Here is a 12,612-nt window from a genome sequence, read left to right as displayed (position 1 = left end):
GGCCATCCGTGGTGTAAAGAGCAATAGGGTCAGGAAATGGTTAAAGTTCTTGCCCCGGCAAAGGCTGGATCAGGTGGCGTTCGGACAGCCACGGGTTCAGCTCAAGCGCATCGCGCAAGGTCTGTTGCCCCTCAAAGTCGCGCCCCATTGCCAGCAAGGTCAGCGCCTTGCCCGACAGCGCCCCGATATGGCGCGGATTGAGCTCTAAGGCGCGGTCAAGATCAGGCAAGGCGGCCTCGTAATCCTGACGCAAGTAGTTGACAAAGGCGCGCTGATTGAACCCTTCGGCATAGAACGGACAGTAGCTTACCAGCGTGTCAAACCGCTCTATCGCGCGCAAAAAATCCCAGGAGGCGCGCGCACTCATGCCCTCATCCAGCATCTCCTGGCTGGCCTCATCCGGGGCCTGCGCCCAGTATTTCCACATCTCGTTGGACAGCTGCTGCGCTTCGAAGTCGTTGTCGACCTGTTGCAGCGCCTCGTAAAGCGGCTGCAAGGCGGCGATGTGATCAGGGGCAACCGGACAGCCATCGGCCAAGGCAGCCCCAGCCCAGAGGATGGAAACAAGAGTTGCGCGTATCATGGGCCAATGGTGACCCACGCCTGCGGAAAATCAAGTCACGTCTGCGAGACCATCCTCTTTGACCGCTTCCATCGCCACATAGGTCGAAGTGGAAGACATGCCTGGAAGGGTCGAAATCTTTTCCGCTAGAACACGGCGATAGGCGCGCATGTCAGCAGTGCGCACTTTGAGAAGGTAGTCAAAATTCCCTGCAATTAGATGCACTTGTTCAATTTCAGGAACTGAGGCCGCCGCAGCGTTGAATTTGGCCAGAGCGGCCTCGCTGGTCGAGCTCATCTTCACCTCGACAAAGGCGACATGATCAAGGCCAAGCTGGATCGGATCCAGAATGGCGCGGTAACCTCGGATGGTGCCGTCACGCTCCAATTTGCGCAGCCGCGCTTGGGTCGGAGATTTCGACAACCCGATGCGCCGCGCAAGGTCGGCAATCGAGATACGCCCCTCTTCCGCCAATGTGGTCAGAATCGCTTTGTCAAACCGATCCAGATCTAAGTGGTCCATTTGACTGCCCTTTCGCAGTTTTAAAGGTCAAATCGTCAGCACTGACTACAATAACAGACGATTAAACCGCAAGCTTTAAGATAGACAGGAAGAGTGACCCATTTCACGCCGCCCTCAATACAACCCCAACAACGGAGGACATCATGCCGCTCTCAAACCACCGCCGTCTTGTCGATGAGCTGACCTATAGCGACGAGGCCGAGATCATCGCGACCCTGCGGGAGAGCGCCGCCTTGTCGGGATCGGAACGGGTCGACATCAGCGCGAAAGCGGCGCAATTGGTGCGCGACATCCGCTCGTCTACCAAACCCGGCCTGATGGAAGTTTTCCTTGCTGAATACGGGCTGTCCACGGATGAAGGCATTGCCCTGATGTGTCTGGCCGAAGCGCTGCTGCGCGTGCCTGATGCCACCACCATGGACGCCCTGATCGAGGACAAGATCGCTCCGTCGAACTGGGGCAAACATATGGGGGCCTCGACCTCTCCGCTGGTGAATGCTTCGACCTGGGCGCTGATGCTGACCGGCAAAGTTTTGAAAGAGGACGCCCCCGGCCCCGTTGGCCACCTGCGTGGCGCGATCAAACGCCTGGGCGAGCCGGTGATCCGCACCGCCGTCGCCCGCGCGATGAAAGAAATGGGCGCGCAATTTGTTTTGGGGGAAACCATCCAATCCGCCATGAAACGCGGCAGCGCCATGGAGGCCAAGGGCTATACCTATAGCTACGACATGCTCGGCGAAGCGGCGCGGACCGAAGCGGATGCCCGGCGCTATCACCTGGCCTATTCCCGCGCGATCTCGGCCATCGCGGATGCAGCGCACAGCGACGATATTCGTGAAAACCCCGGTATTTCGGTCAAGCTGTCGGCGCTTTATGCGCGTTATGACGAGATGCAGCGCGACGCGGTGATGCAAAATCTGGTGCCGCGCCTGCGCTCTCTGGCCGGTCTGGCGCGTTCCGCCGGGATCGGGCTGAACATCGACGCCGAAGAATCCGAGCGTCTCGCCCTGTCGCTGGATGTCATTGAGGCGGTGCTGAGCGATCCATCCCTCGCAGGTTGGGACGGGTTCGGCGTTGTCGTGCAAGCCTATGGCCAGCGCGCCGGCTGCACCATCGACTATCTCTATGAACTTGCCCAGAAACACGACCGCCGCATCATGGTGCGACTGGTCAAGGGGGCCTATTGGGATAGCGAAATCAAAAAGGCCCAGGTGGCTGGTCTCGACGGTTTCCCGGTCTTCACCAACAAAGCCCATTCCGACATTTCCTATATCGCGAATGCCCGCAAATTGTTGAACATGGTTGACCGGATCTATCCGCAATTTGCCACCCATAACGCCCATACGGTCAGCGCCATCCTGCATATGGCGGACGACAAAGACGCCTTTGAGTTCCAGCGCTTGCATGGAATGGGCGAGACTCTGCATGATCTGGTGAAAGAGCAGAATTTGACCCGCTGCCGGATCTATGCCCCTGTGGGCGCGCATAGCGATCTGCTGGCCTATCTGGTGCGCCGCCTCTTGGAAAATGGCGCGAACTCCTCTTTTGTGAACCAGATTGTCGACGAAGATGTCGCGCCCGAAGTGGTCGCCGCCGATCCGTTCGATGAAGTGGTCACAGGAAAGATCACCGCAGGCCCGGATTTGTTTGCACCGGAGCGGGTCAATTCCAAAGGGTTCGATCTGCGTCATCGCCCGACATTGGAACAGATCGACGCCGCCCGCGCGCCCTTTCAGGCCGCGCAATGGCAGGCAGCGCCCCTTGTGGCGAAAGACGCGCCATCCGGCACAATAAGCCCGGTGCTCAATCCGTCTTACCCCAGCGAAACCGTTGGCTCGATCACCTGGGCCACCCCGGAAACCGTGGCCATCGCTGCCGAGGCCGCGACCCTATGGGATGCCTCCCCGGATGAGCGCGCCGCAGCGCTGAACCGCGCCGCCGACCTTTACGAGGCCCATTTTGGCGAATTCTTTGCCCTGCTGCATCGCGAAGCAGGCAAGACCAATCTCGACGTGGTGGCCGAGCTGCGCGAAGCGGTGGATTTCCTGCGCTACTATGCGGTGCGAAGCGCTGGGGCCCCGGCCCGTGGCGTCATTGCCTGCATCTCGCCCTGGAACTTCCCTCTGGCGATCTTTACCGGTCAAATTGCGGCGGCTTTGGCGGCAGGCAACGCTGTTTTGGCCAAACCGGCTGAACAAACCTGCCTGATCGCCCATCGTGCTGTGCAATTGCTGCATGAGGCGGGCGTGCCGGTCACAGCCTTGCAACTGCTACCCGGTGCCGGGGATGTCGGCGCGGCACTGACCTCGCAACCGCAGGTCGCGGGCGTGGCCTTTACCGGCTCGACCGAAACCGCGCAGATCATCCACAAATCCGTTGCGAAAAACCTCGCCCCCGGCACGCCGCTGATTGCGGAAACAGGCGGTTTGAACGCTATGATCGTCGACAGCACCGCCCTGCCCGAACAAGCCGTGCAAGCCATCGTCGAAAGCGCGTTTCAATCGGCGGGCCAGCGCTGCTCGGCCCTGCGCTGCCTCTATGTCCAAGAAGACATCGCCGAGGACTTCCTGGAAATGCTCACCGGGGCCATGGACACGTTGGTGCCCGCCAACCCGTGGGAGTTGCGCTCGGACCTTGGGCCGGTGATCGACGAAGAGGCGCGCGCCGGGATCATGGCCCATATCGATCTGGCCCGCAGCGAAGGTCGCGAGATCAAGCGCTGCGCCGTGCCTGAAACCGGCTATTACGTGCCCCCCACCCTGGTGCGTATCAACGGGATTGCCGATCTGGAACGCGAGATCTTTGGCCCGGTTCTGCATGTGGCAACCTTCAAGGCCGATGAGGTCGATGCGGTGATCGATGCGATCAATGCCACCGGCTATGGCCTGACCTTTGGCCTGATGACGCGGATTGATGACCGAGTTCAGCATGTGACCGAGCGCGTTCACGCGGGCAATATCTATGTCAACCGCAACCAGATTGGCGCGATTGTCGGCAGCCAACCCTTTGGCGGCGAGGGCCTTTCGGGCACCGGCCCCAAGGCAGGCGGCCCGTTCTATGTCGATCGTTTCCGCCAACAGCCTGCGCCTGTCGCGGGTCAGGATTGGGCCGGACAAGACAACGCCACACGCCTGCAATCGGCGCTGGAGGCAGCGGGCCCTGCAACGCCAGAGGCAACGCTGGACCTGCCCGGGCCAACTGGTGAATCCAACCAGCACAGCCATATGGCCCGCCCGCCAGTTCTGTGCCTTGGCCCCGGAGCAGATTGCGCCGCCGCGCAGGCGCAGGCGGTCACTGCGCTTGGTGGCGTCGCGGTCGAGGCCCATGGATCGGTTCCTGCTGACGCCTTGCAAGACCTGCCCGGTTTTGCTGGCGCATTGTGGTGGGGAGATGAAGCCGACGCGCGCGCCTATCGCAGCGCTCTGGCAGAGCGCACTGGTGCGTTGCTCCCCCTGATCACCGACGCGCCTGACATCGCCCATGTCCGCGCCGAGCGTCATGTCTGCATCGACACCACCGCCGCAGGGGGCAACGCATCCTTGCTGGCAGGCGAAGGGTAAGCGCCCAAACCAAAACAGTTTTCAAGGCGGGGCCTTTTGGTTCCGCCTTGACGCGCGGGGACAAACTGGCACTCTGCCGCTATGTTTCCGATCCGAGATCACAACCCTTCGGGGCGCACGCCCTATGTCACCTATGCGCTGATCGTCTTGAATGTGGTGATCTTTGTCTCAACCTGGCATCTCTCGGCCTCGCCCCGGCAACTGCTGGCCTTTTACGCGGATTACGCGCTGGTCCCGGTTTTCCTGAGCCAAGGGGATGGGTTTACCGGGCTGCTCACCTCGATGTTTCTGCATGGCGGCCTCGCCCATCTTGCAGGCAACATGCTGTTTCTGTTCATCTTTGGCGACAATATGGAAGACGAGATGGGCCATTTCGGCTTTCTCTTCTTTTACCTAGCCGCCGGGATTGCCGCCGGGTTGATCCATTACCTGTCTGCCCCCTATTCTAATGTCCCCACGGTCGGTGCCTCGGGTGCGATTGCCGGGGTGATGGGGGGGTATCTGCTGCTTTACCCGCGCGCGCGCATCGACATCATTCTGATCCTGATCGTGTTTTTCAAAATTTTCCCAATCCCGGCCTGGATCACTTTGCTGATCTGGTTTGCCATGCAATTGATTGGCGGTGTCGGATCTGACCCGAACGGCGGCGGCGTCGCTTACTGGGCCCATGCCGGTGGGTTTATTGCCGGGATCATCCTGACTTTGCCGACATTCCTGCGCCTTGGCGGCACGCGATTTTGGCATGACAACCAATTCCATCCGCCCCATCCCGAGGCTCAGTATTCTTATACCCAAGTACCAAGGATCCGTCGAAAATGAGTGAAACAGTCAAAGCCACCTGCCATTGCGGCGCTGTCGAATTGCGGGTCACCCTGAGCGATGGATTAAACACCGCGCGCCGATGCGATTGTTCCTTTTGCCGCCGTCGCGGGGCCCCGGCTGTTTCCGCCCCTTTGGGGGGCATCGACGTGGTCAAGGGCGAAGACAAGCTGACGCTGTATTCCTTTAACACCCACACAGCGAAACATCGGTTCTGCTCGGTCTGTGGGATCTACATGTTTCACCAACGCCGCTCCAACCCGAATGAATATGGAGTAAATCTCTATACAATCGAAGGGGTAGAGCCCAAGGATATGGAACCGGTCAAGTGGGTGGATGGGGTGAACCATCCGTCCGATCAATAGGGAGTCAACATGCATAATTTGGTAACGCGGGACCATGTGGATCAGTTCCAGCGCGATGGTGTCACCCTGATCAAGGGGCTTTGGGCGGATCATGTCGAAACGCTCCGCGCTGGTGTCGCGCGCAACATGGCTGATCCCGGCCCTTATGCGGCTGAGAACCTGCATAAGGGTGAGGCCGGGCGGTTTTTTGACGATTATTGCAATTGGCAGCGCATTCCCGAGTTTGAAACCGTTATCCGCAAAAGCGCCGCCGCCGAAGTGGCCGCCGACCTGATGCAATCCCGCAGCACGCAGCTGTTTCACGACCATGTCCTGGTCAAGGAGCCCGGCACCTCCAAGCCGACCCCCTGGCATCAGGATGGCCCCTATTACTTTGTCTCCGGGCGTCAGACGGTCAGCTTTTGGTCGCCGCTCGACCCGGTGACCGAGGCTTCGTTGCGCTGTGTTGCGGGGTCACATCTATGGGACAAGCCGGTGCTGCCCACCCGCTGGCTGTCAGAAGAGAATTTCTATCCGGATGAAGACGCCTATATGCCCGTGCCGGACCCGGATGCCGAAGGGATGACCATTCTGGAATGGCAGATGGAACCGGGTGACGCGGTGGCCTTTAACTATGACATCCTGCATGGCGCACGCGGCAACACGACAGACCAACGTCGTCGTGCGTTTTCATTGCGCATGTTGGGGGATGACGCGCGTTATGTCACCCGCCCTGGCCGCACCTCGCCCCCCTTTCCGGGGCATGAGATGCAAGAGGGACAAAGGCTGCGCGAGGATTGGTTTCCGGTTTTGTTTGAGCGGTGAGGCTGCCTGACAAACCCTATTGGCTTCGCAACGCGGTACGTCGGGATGTGGCGCAAGAGCTGCGGAGCCTCTGCCTGGCAGCCAAGCGCCCCGGCACCCGCATTGAATTGACATCAGACATCGCGCTTTTGCTCACGCAAAATCTGCCGCTGCATCTCATTAGCTCGGGGGCCATCATCACGCGGGTTGTTGGGTTCGATAAGCAACAGAACCAAAATTGGACCCTGCCCTGGCACCAAGACCGCGTTATCGCAGTGGCAGAGCAACAGGAGGTGCCGGGCTACAAAAACTGGTCCTGCAAGGCGGGTATCTGGCATTGTGAACCGCCTGAACATGTCTTGGAAACGATGCTCTTTACGCGGCTCTTGCTAGAGGACATTGGCCCGGATCAAGGGGGGATGGAATTCGCCGCAGGCAGTCATTGCGCGGGCCTGGTTCCATCGGATCAGGCCGATGACCAAGCCAAGCGTTTTCCTAAAGAATTGGAGGCCGGCAAGGCTGGCGATCTCTTGGTGATGCCGATGCTCACACTGCACAGATCAGGCAAGACACACAGCGCAAAATCCCGCGCGGTGTTGCGCATTGATTTGGCGACGCAATCCCTACCCTCCCCGCTGCAATGGCTTAGCCTTCGGAACGAATGACCTTGGCAAAGGTGCTGAAGATGTCGTTGTTGGCGCAGATCAGGCTGCCGGTTTCCAGCGGATCCTGGTCTGAGCCGCGGATGCCTTCGACCAGAGCGCCAGCCTCTTTGGCGATCAGGTAACCGGCGGCGATGTCCCAAAGGTTCAGCTCGCGTTCCCAATAGCCATCATAGCGACCTGCAGCGACATAGGCCAAATCCAGAGCGGCAGAGCCAAAACGGCGCACACCGGCGCATTCGGGCATGATGCGCGCCAGATCCTTGAGCGTGGCAGGCAAGGTGCGCTTGGCGGCAAAGGGGATGCCGGTGGCAAACACCCCTTCGATCATGCGGCGGCGACCAGACACACGAATACGGTTGCTGTCATTCAACCAGGCCCCTGCCCCGCGCTCGGCATAGAACATTTCGTCTTTGGCCGGGTCAAACACCACGGCAGAGACGATCTGACCTTTGTGCTCCAACGCGATGGATACGGCCCAGTGCGGCAACCCGTGCAAAAAGTTGGTGGTGCCATCCAGCGGGTCAACGATCCAACGGCGGGTCGGGTCTTGGCCCGCGATCTCGTCGCTTTCTTCGCCCAACCAGCCATAGGTCGGACGCGCGCCCATCAATTCCTCTTTGAGGATGTTTTCAGCCGCCACATCCGCACGAGACACAAAATCCCCCGCGCCTTTCATCGACACCTGGAGGTTTTCAACCTCACGGAAATCCTTGACCAGAGAGCGACCCGCTTTGCGTGCGGCCTTGATCATGATGTTGAGATTTGCACTGCCTTGCATGGCTTGCCCCGTGAGATGGAATGTGGTGGTGAAACGCGATCAGGCCGCGCATATACGCGGCCTGAGAGCAATTGCCAAGAGCGAAGCGTCTCCTTAGCGGACGACGACACCCTTTTCGCCAACCGGAGCGTAGACGCGCGGGGCGTGATATTTCGGCTTGGACGCTTTGTGTACCTTGCCGGGACGGTCGATATAAGGGCCTGCATTGGGTGTGCCGCAACAGATCACGCCGCCCATCATCACCGGCTGAAGCCCCGCCGGGCAGTAGTTAGGCGCGTTGTAGGAATGCGCCAAGGTATTGGAATTCGGGTTATTTGTCCCGTCGCCCATATACATGTCACCCCAAGCCAACGCCGCAGAGCCAGAAACGGCCATGGCAGCAGCCGCAACAAAAATCCGTGCAATACGCATGATATCCCCCATTGAAGACTGGTTAATCCCAAGTTTTGTTCAAGCTACCAGCACAGGCGCATTAGTCAATTTATTAGTCAATTTATTCGGGCGAAAAACCGTTGAAAACACGGAGAATTTGCACGAATCCAGCCTCGACGCACCGGCTGCGGGCAAAATAGGGGTGTTGGCGTTCGACAGGCTTTTCACGCCAGAATGCCCTGGAATGGGTATGATTCCCCGTTCTTTGCCTCGCCCGGGGCCCTGTTGAAACATTTGAACCGCATTTCACACATGGGTTCACAGGCGCTTGAGCGGGGCTTTTGCAAGGCCGATCTGTCGCGCATCTTGTTGGGAAACCCGACCCAAAGGAGCCCCGCTATGACCACGTTGACCCGCCGTTCCCTTCTTGGCCTGTCCCTCGCCGCCCCCGCCCTGATGCTGAGCGCTCAGAGCGCCCTAGCGAAAGAACCTGAAACCTATGCCGAAAACGGCGTGGCGATCGACGGGTCTGATGCCGTGGCCTATTTCGATGGCAATGGCCCGGTGGCCGGAACCGCCGCCCATAGCGTGACCTGGAAAGGGGCCGAGTGGCGCTTTGCCTCGGCGGAAAATGCGGCCAAGTTCAAAGCTGACCCGATGGCTTATGCCCCACAATTCGGCGGCTATTGCGCCTTTGCTGCCTCGCGCGGATATCTGGCTCCGACCACGCCCGAGGCCTGGACGATCTACGAAGGCAAGCTTTATCTGAACGCCAATCTGCGCGCCCGCGAGCTGTGGCTGCAGGATGTTCCGGGCAATATTGCCAAGGGCGAAGCCAACTGGCCCGGAATTCTGGGTTAATATTCTGGGCTAAGAAAACAGGGCGCTCATAGGGCGGGCTTGACCGAGCCAGCCCTATGAGCGCACGCTCTATTAACCATAATACAGGAGCTTTCTGTCAGCCTTCCGCCATTCGAATTCCCCATGTGTCAAAGGAACCGATCCGCAACCGGAGTGAGCCCATGTCCCAGATCCTGCCCCTTCTGAGCCTTTATTACCTTTGCGATCTCGCTGCGGCGGAACGCTGGATGAACAAGGAAGAAGTGGATCGCTGCATGGCCAACTACAATGAGCTCAAGCTTGAGTTTATTGACGAGACCCCCGCACCATTGGGCACCCCTGAGCGGGCGGCGCAAAACCTGCTGGGCTATCGTGGGCTGAAAGCCTGGGAAGCGGCCAATCCTGAACTGGTAGAGGAATTGCGGGCCGAAGCTCGGTTGCGCCTGCGCCACAGACCCTGAGACTCCGCCGCAGGGCTGTTTCTAGACGCTTCCTGCGGTCTCAATCACCAAAACCCGCGCGCCCCCTTGGGGATGGGCGACATGTTCATCGCCATCTTCGGCATGAAAAATATCCCCGACTTGCAACGGGATGACCAAGACTTCGCCCGCTTGGCGAACATGCATGTCGACCTTGCCGTCCAGAACGACAAACACCTCGGACCCATCATTCACATGCCATTTATATGGCGCGTCGGTCCAATGCAGCCGGATGCTGGCATTTTCGATCAGATCAATATCCAAAGCCTGCCACGCTTTGGTTCCTGTGAACTCGTTTGGTGTGATTTTTCGCATCGCATTTCCTCGCTTTGGCGGGCAATCTAGAGGGCGAACCAGCGGCAAAACAGATTGCGAACCGCCGGTTTTGCCCTGCGAAGTGAAGGAAATGCTGTGGATCTCACCGACAAACGCATTGCGACGCTGTTACAATCCAATGCGCGGATGAGTTTTGCCGAAATTGGCCGGGTGATCGCCTTGTCTCGGACCGCTGTTCAGGATCGTGTGACCCGGATGGAAGAACGCGGAGAGATCACCGGGTATCATGCCCGTTTGGCTGACCCGGACGCGCTTGGGCTGGCGGCGGTGATTTTTGTGCGCATCAACACCCGCCCCTGCCAGCCGGTTCTGGAATGGCTGCGTCAGCTCGAAGGGGTCAGTTCCGTGCAATCACTTTCCGGGGAAACCGATGCGATCCTGCATTGCCGATTGCCCAGCGCGGATCACCTGACCCGGCTCAATGACCAGATCGGCGCGCATTCCGCGATAACCGAGGCGCGGTCAAGCCTGGTTTTGAAAACCCTATGAAAAAGGGCCTGCCCGGGTTTTCCCGGTGCAGGCCCGCAATGGCATCACCGCCGGTGCCATGGTTTTGGTTTCCGGGTCAGGACCCGTAGCGTTCCAACAAGGTTCGCAGCGCAAAAGGTGACAAGGGAAACAAACTTGGCTGCGTCCCCTGACGGGGTGGTGCTGGCGAAATCGGATGATTGTGCATCTCTTTCCTCCCATGACATTTGAAAAGAACATAAGATTGTCCTTAGCATTGTTCATGGGGAGAAAAGCGGGCCGCTTCCCCAGTACGGGGGTTTGGCCCCCCGAAAAGGGCTCAATTCCAGGCCATTTGCCACAGAGATAGGCGTAGGGCTATTTTTTCAGCATCCGGTCCGCCTTTTTGCGGACCAGAACTGTGCGCAGATCATGCATGGCCAGTAACAGGTCATCTGTCACCTCTTCGAGCTGATCATCGGTGGCGCGGGATTGCGCCCATTGGGTGGTCAGGTTCAGGTGGTCCACAGCACGGTGGATATCATCAATGTCGCGCATTGCCAGCAGGGCCTTGCGGCGGATGATCCAGCCAGAGATTTCCTTTTTATCCGCGCCAGACAGCTCACGATCCCCATGGGGTTTGAACTCGCCCTTGTTCAGATTGATGACTGCGATCTGTTCCATCTCGATCCGACGCTGGCGGTTTTCCGTGTCGACACGAAACACCGCCGCCCCGTTTTCACGGATGCGGTAATAATACTCTGGCAGTTCTCCGGCCATGCTGTTCTCCTGCCTCTTTGTTAACTCACGCCAACCCGTTGCAGAAACGCGCGATCCGGGTGCAGGCCTCAGTCAAGGCCTCGTCAGACGTAGCGTAGCTGACCCGGAAATTCGGTGACAAGCCAAAAGCGGCCCCAAAGACGACGGCAACCCCTTCTTCTTCGAGCAAAGCCTTGCAGAAGGCTTCGTCATTGTCGATCTTCACCCCTCCGGCCGAGGTTTTGCCCATGCAATCGGCAATCGACGGATAGACATAAAACGCCCCTTCCGGGGTTTCGCAGGTGATGCCTTTGCAGGCATTCAGCATCTCAACAACCAGGTTGCGGCGACGCAGGAAGGCCTCGGAGCGTTCGGCCAGAAACTCTTGCGGCCCGTTCAGTGCCTCGACCGCCGCCCATTGGCTGATGCTGGAGGGGTTGGTTGTGGATTGGCCCTGGATCTTGCGCATGGCGGCAATCAGATGCTCGGGCCCGCCCGCATAACCAATGCGCCAGCCGGTCATGGCATAAGCCTTGGACACACCATTCACGGTCAGGGTGCGGTCATAAAGACGCGGTTCGATCTGCGCCGGAGTGGTGAATTCAAACCCATCATAGGCGAGGTGTTCATACATATCATCGCTCATGACCCAGACATGGTCATGCCGCATGAGCACATCGGTCAGCGCCTGCAATTCCTCACGCGAATAGCCGGCCCCGGTCGGGTTGGAGGGCGAGTTGAAGATCAGCCATTTGGTTTTTGGCGTAATCGCCGCCTCAAGGGCTTCGGGCGTGATTTTGTAACCAAGCTGACGCTCACCTTCGACGATCACCGGTTCACCGCCGCCCAGACGCACTATATCCGGGTAGCTGACCCAATAAGGCGCGGGAATGATGACCTCGTCCCCCGGATTCAGGGTCGCCATCAGGGCATTATACAGCACTTGTTTGCCACCGGTGCTGACGCTGATCTGCTTGGGCGTATAATCCAGCCCATTCTCGCGCTTGAACTTGGCGCAAATCGCCTCTTTCAGCTCGATAATACCGTCGGGCGCAGTATATTTCGTTTTCCCCGCCTCAATTGCCGCGATTGCGGCAGCTTTGATATTCTCGGGCGTGTCAAAATCGGGTTCACCGGCCCCCAGGCCAATCACGTCCCGGCCAGCCGCCTTGAGCTCTTGTGCCAGCTGGGTCACAGCCACGGTGGGTGACGGTTTCACGCGGTCGAGGGTCTGTGACAGAAAGGACATGGGGCACCTGTTTGTAAATTTGCAGCTCCTGTCATAGTTTGCGCCACAGACCCAATCAAGCTGTCCCAGAGGGGGA

General features: G+C 59.0%; 15 protein-coding genes. 8 read left to right on the top strand and 7 right to left on the bottom strand.

The annotated features are described in order from the left end of the window. Positions 1-40 precede the first annotated feature (40 nt). A complete protein-coding gene (locus CLV87_RS19775; protein ID WP_099248954.1) occupies positions 41-583 on the bottom strand; it encodes a tetratricopeptide repeat protein in 543 nt (180 codons plus the stop codon). A 30-nt stretch (positions 584-613) separates the two neighbouring features. Beyond that, complete coding sequence (locus tag CLV87_RS19770) at positions 614-1,084, bottom strand: Lrp/AsnC family transcriptional regulator (RefSeq protein WP_099248952.1); 471 nt, start codon at positions 1,082-1,084, stop codon at positions 614-616. A gap of 143 nt (positions 1,085-1,227) precedes the next feature. On the opposite strand from CLV87_RS19770, the gene putA reads away from it, so the two are divergent. From putA to CLV87_RS19745, 5 genes are all read left to right on the top strand, one after another. Continuing rightward, positions 1,228-4,644: a bifunctional proline dehydrogenase/L-glutamate gamma-semialdehyde dehydrogenase PutA gene (gene putA, locus CLV87_RS19765; RefSeq protein ID WP_099248950.1), complete on the top strand. Its 3,417-nt coding sequence runs from the start codon at positions 1,228-1,230 to the stop codon at positions 4,642-4,644. Between the two features lie 81 nt (positions 4,645-4,725). Next, entirely contained in the window at positions 4,726-5,463 is a 738-nt protein-coding gene (locus CLV87_RS19760; protein WP_099248949.1) for a rhomboid family intramembrane serine protease, read from the top strand. Further along, positions 5,460-5,828, top strand: a complete 369-nt coding sequence (locus CLV87_RS19755) for a GFA family protein (RefSeq protein ID WP_099248947.1) — start codon at positions 5,460-5,462, stop codon at positions 5,826-5,828. Before CLV87_RS19760 ends, CLV87_RS19755 begins: the two co-directional genes overlap by 4 nt. A gap of 9 nt (positions 5,829-5,837) precedes the next feature. Next, on the top strand, positions 5,838-6,632 hold the full coding sequence (locus CLV87_RS19750; protein ID WP_099248945.1) for a phytanoyl-CoA dioxygenase family protein: 795 nt from the start codon (positions 5,838-5,840) through the stop codon (positions 6,630-6,632). Continuing rightward, positions 6,629-7,276: a phytanoyl-CoA dioxygenase family protein gene (locus tag CLV87_RS19745; protein ID WP_099248943.1), complete on the top strand. Its 648-nt coding sequence runs from the start codon at positions 6,629-6,631 to the stop codon at positions 7,274-7,276. Before CLV87_RS19750 ends, CLV87_RS19745 begins: the two co-directional genes overlap by 4 nt. Here the strand turns inward: CLV87_RS19745 and CLV87_RS19740 are convergent. Continuing rightward, positions 7,257-8,054 carry an inositol monophosphatase family protein gene (locus CLV87_RS19740; RefSeq protein ID WP_099248941.1) on the bottom strand — a complete coding sequence of 266 codons (798 nt, stop codon included), beginning with the start codon at positions 8,052-8,054 and terminating at the stop codon, positions 7,257-7,259. The two genes, CLV87_RS19745 and CLV87_RS19740, sit on opposite strands and share 20 nt — an antisense overlap. A 93-nt stretch (positions 8,055-8,147) precedes the next feature. Continuing rightward, positions 8,148-8,465, bottom strand: a complete 318-nt coding sequence (locus CLV87_RS19735; RefSeq protein WP_099249378.1) for a hypothetical protein — start codon at positions 8,463-8,465, stop codon at positions 8,148-8,150. 360 nt (positions 8,466-8,825) lie between these two features. Here CLV87_RS19735 and CLV87_RS19730 point away from each other — a divergent pair, with 360 nt between their 5' ends. Then, the gene (locus CLV87_RS19730; RefSeq protein ID WP_099249376.1) at positions 8,826-9,287 is read left to right on the top strand and encodes a YHS domain-containing (seleno)protein; all 462 of its coding nucleotides are present in this window, start codon (positions 8,826-8,828) and stop codon (positions 9,285-9,287) included. 161 nt (positions 9,288-9,448) lie between these two features. Further along, positions 9,449-9,727 carry a hypothetical protein gene (locus CLV87_RS19725; protein WP_099248939.1) on the top strand — a complete coding sequence of 93 codons (279 nt, stop codon included), beginning with the start codon at positions 9,449-9,451 and terminating at the stop codon, positions 9,725-9,727. 21 nt (positions 9,728-9,748) lie between these two features. Here CLV87_RS19725 and CLV87_RS19720 read toward each other — a convergent pair whose 3' ends face one another. Continuing rightward, positions 9,749-10,060, bottom strand: coding sequence for a cupin domain-containing protein (locus CLV87_RS19720; RefSeq protein WP_099248937.1), 312 nt, complete (start codon positions 10,058-10,060; stop codon positions 9,749-9,751). A gap of 96 nt (positions 10,061-10,156) precedes the next feature. Here CLV87_RS19720 and CLV87_RS19715 point away from each other — a divergent pair, with 96 nt between their 5' ends. Next, positions 10,157-10,570, top strand: a complete 414-nt coding sequence (locus CLV87_RS19715; RefSeq protein ID WP_099248935.1) for an Lrp/AsnC family transcriptional regulator — start codon at positions 10,157-10,159, stop codon at positions 10,568-10,570. A gap of 336 nt (positions 10,571-10,906) precedes the next feature. Here the strand turns inward: CLV87_RS19715 and CLV87_RS19710 are convergent, their stop codons facing one another. Next, the gene (locus tag CLV87_RS19710) at positions 10,907-11,308 is read right to left on the bottom strand and encodes a hypothetical protein (protein ID WP_099248933.1); all 402 of its coding nucleotides are present in this window, start codon (positions 11,306-11,308) and stop codon (positions 10,907-10,909) included. A 25-nt stretch (positions 11,309-11,333) separates the two neighbouring features. After that, positions 11,334-12,536 (bottom strand): pyridoxal phosphate-dependent aminotransferase, encoded by a 1,203-nt coding sequence (locus tag CLV87_RS19705; RefSeq protein ID WP_099248931.1) that lies wholly within the window; start codon positions 12,534-12,536, stop codon positions 11,334-11,336. Between the last annotated feature and the right edge of the window lie 76 nt (positions 12,537-12,612).

Source organism: Pelagimonas phthalicica (genome assembly GCF_004364805.1).
In the GTDB taxonomy this organism is placed as follows: Bacteria; Pseudomonadota; Alphaproteobacteria; order Rhodobacterales; family Rhodobacteraceae; genus Pelagimonas; species Pelagimonas phthalicica.
This window is presented reverse-complemented; position numbering and strand designations above follow the sequence as displayed.

Excerpts from the sequence above, each read along its gene's own strand:
- CLV87_RS19750 (WP_099248945.1), top strand. The coding sequence starts at position 5,838 with ATGCATAATTTGGTAACGCGGGACCATGTGGATCAGTTCCAGCGCGAT.
- CLV87_RS19740 (WP_099248941.1), bottom strand. The coding sequence starts at position 8,054 with ATGCAAGGCAGTGCAAATCTCAACATCATGATCAAGGCCGCACGCAAA.
- CLV87_RS19730 (WP_099249376.1), top strand. The coding sequence starts at position 8,826 with ATGACCACGTTGACCCGCCGTTCCCTTCTTGGCCTGTCCCTCGCCGCC.
- CLV87_RS19760 (WP_099248949.1), top strand. The coding sequence starts at position 4,726 with ATGTTTCCGATCCGAGATCACAACCCTTCGGGGCGCACGCCCTATGTC.
- CLV87_RS19770 (WP_099248952.1), bottom strand. The coding sequence starts at position 1,084 with ATGGACCACTTAGATCTGGATCGGTTTGACAAAGCGATTCTGACCACA.
- putA (WP_099248950.1), top strand. The coding sequence starts at position 1,228 with ATGCCGCTCTCAAACCACCGCCGTCTTGTCGATGAGCTGACCTATAGC.
- CLV87_RS19725 (WP_099248939.1), top strand. The coding sequence starts at position 9,449 with ATGTCCCAGATCCTGCCCCTTCTGAGCCTTTATTACCTTTGCGATCTC.
- CLV87_RS19735 (WP_099249378.1), bottom strand. The coding sequence starts at position 8,465 with ATGCGTATTGCACGGATTTTTGTTGCGGCTGCTGCCATGGCCGTTTCT.
- CLV87_RS19720 (WP_099248937.1), bottom strand. The coding sequence starts at position 10,060 with ATGCGAAAAATCACACCAAACGAGTTCACAGGAACCAAAGCGTGGCAG.
- CLV87_RS19710 (WP_099248933.1), bottom strand. The coding sequence starts at position 11,308 with ATGGCCGGAGAACTGCCAGAGTATTATTACCGCATCCGTGAAAACGGG.
- CLV87_RS19755 (WP_099248947.1), top strand. The coding sequence starts at position 5,460 with ATGAGTGAAACAGTCAAAGCCACCTGCCATTGCGGCGCTGTCGAATTG.
- CLV87_RS19705 (WP_099248931.1), bottom strand. The coding sequence starts at position 12,536 with ATGTCCTTTCTGTCACAGACCCTCGACCGCGTGAAACCGTCACCCACC.
- CLV87_RS19775 (WP_099248954.1), bottom strand. The coding sequence starts at position 583 with ATGATACGCGCAACTCTTGTTTCCATCCTCTGGGCTGGGGCTGCCTTG.